Origin of the sequence: Methyloceanibacter marginalis, from assembly GCF_001723295.1 — a bacterium.
Lineage (GTDB): Bacteria > Pseudomonadota > Alphaproteobacteria > Rhizobiales > Methyloligellaceae > Methyloceanibacter > Methyloceanibacter marginalis.
Genome location: NZ_LPWD01000405.1, coordinates 1 through 1,793 on the forward strand (window position 1 = coordinate 1; position 1,793 = coordinate 1,793).

A 1,793-nucleotide genomic window follows, 5' to 3' on the forward strand; every position below is an offset into this window, starting at 1 on the left:
CTGCTCGCGCCTTACGCCAAAGGCGGCAAGATCGGCCTGTTCGGCGGCGCCGGCGTGGGTACAGACCGTGCTCATCATGGAGCTGATCAACAACGTCGCCAAAGCGCACGGCGGTTATTCCGTGTTCGCCGGCGTGGGCGAGCGGACCCGCGAGGGCAACGACCTCTATCACGAGATGATCGAGTCCGGCGTGAACAAGGACCCAAAGGAGGGCTCCGTCGAGGGCTCCAAATGCGCGCTCGTGTACGGCCAGATGAACGAGCCGCCCGGCGCCGCGCCGCTCTACTCCAGCGACTACTGTCCGGAGCAAGCTTATGCGCTCGGCAACAGCGTCGCCACGGTGGCGCATGCGGAGGTGACGGCCGCGATGCTGGAAGAATGGCTGCGCCTCTACGGCTATGACATCGCGCCCGCGTCCGACAGCGTTCAGACCATCGAGCAGATCCGCGAGCGCCTCGCCGAACGCTGCGCCATCATGCATCAGCAGTTCACGGACCGGCTTTACGATGCCTGGCTGGAACGGGTCAGGGCGTATACGCCGCGCGAACGGGTCGCGTGACGGCTTATACGTGCCCGCTTTCGTCTTGAGGCCGAATTGCTACATTGGCGCCCCGGCGAGAAAGGTGACGAAAGATGAGCGAGCATCACAGCGGCGGCTGCCTATGCGGCGCGGTCCAATATGCCGTCAGCGGCGAACTGCGCGAGGTGGTGAATTGCCATTGCGGGCAATGCCGCCGGACCCACGGTCATTTCGCGGCGTATACTGGCGCGGCGCTGTCCGATTTCTCGCTGACATCGAGTGACGGCCTGCAGTGGCACCAATCATCGACACGGGCGCGGCGGGGCTTCTGCGTACGGTGCGGCGCGAGCTTGTTCTGGGAACCGGCCGGCGGCGACTATGTGGCGATCGCCGCAGGCACACTCGATGAGCCAACCGGGCTGCGGACGGTGGCTCATATTTATGTCGCCGATGCCGGCGACTACTATGTTCTCGCGGACGACTTGGTGAAATATCCCGGGAGCATGACTGCCGGAGACGAGCCGGATGCATAGCGGGTGTTGGGTGTTTCGCGGCCTGGCTCGATCGTGATCTCCAGTATCCACGCGGCGGTCGTCTTGTTCCCAAGCATGTATTGGCCAGTCAAAGCGCTTTCGGGGCTGGTCGAAACGGTAACTCCTGGTCATGAATATCATTCAATGATATTGAATCCACTGGCAGTGAGCCGGGTCATTGTCTGAAATCGATGCCACTTTGGGCCGGTTCGGATAGCTGGATCAAGCTTCTGAAAGACGCCGGTAAGCGGCAAGACAATGAGGTTTGTGTATCCCGGACCTAAGAGGACGGGAGGGTACCGCAGATGACTGGCGGTGGCGGCATGAAGTTCGCCATAGCGGAGAAGCCGGCTGGGCTCTTGCCGTTGGACGATCCGGGCGCGCGCGGTGGGCGCGGCGCGATCGACCTACTTCACAAGGTGCTGACGCAGCTGATCGCCGATCCGGACTCCGCGGAGCCGTTCGATCTGGTGCTCTCTCACATCCTCGAATTGTCGGGCGCCGAGGCCGGCACGATCTTCGTCAGCACTGAAAGCGGACGCCAACTCACACTTCTTGCCTGTATAGGGCCAGATGATCGCGATCGCTGGATGCGCATCGCCGACGACCGCGGCCTCTACCAGAAAAACGGTAGTGCCACGGCGTCGGAAGCGTTCGCCGATCCTGAAGATCCGGGATCGACGATCCTAGCGCAACTCTTCGACCAGGGGCCGTGCGGGCCACGGGCTGCTGCTACTCCG

Annotated in this window: 2 protein-coding genes and 1 pseudogene; all 3 read left to right on the forward strand. The window is 62.7% G+C overall.

What is annotated here, in order from left to right; all coding sequences use genetic code 11:
• Positions 1-274: pseudogene (locus tag AUC71_RS18065) on the forward strand (F0F1 ATP synthase subunit beta); the annotation flags it as partial.
• Between the two features lie 359 nt (positions 275-633).
• On the forward strand, positions 634-1,053 hold the full coding sequence (locus AUC71_RS13670) for a GFA family protein (protein WP_069624683.1): 420 nt from the start codon (positions 634-636) through the stop codon (positions 1,051-1,053).
• A 305-nt stretch (positions 1,054-1,358) separates the two neighbouring features.
• Positions 1,359-1,793, forward strand: a 435-nt coding sequence (locus AUC71_RS13675; protein WP_141701713.1) for a hypothetical protein, incomplete at its 3' end; no start/stop codon positions are given.

Bases quoted from the DNA above. Each gene is read 5' to 3' on its own strand.
- AUC71_RS13670 (WP_069624683.1), top strand. From the start codon at position 634: ATGAGCGAGCATCACAGCGGCGGCTGCCTATGCGGCGCGGTCCAATAT.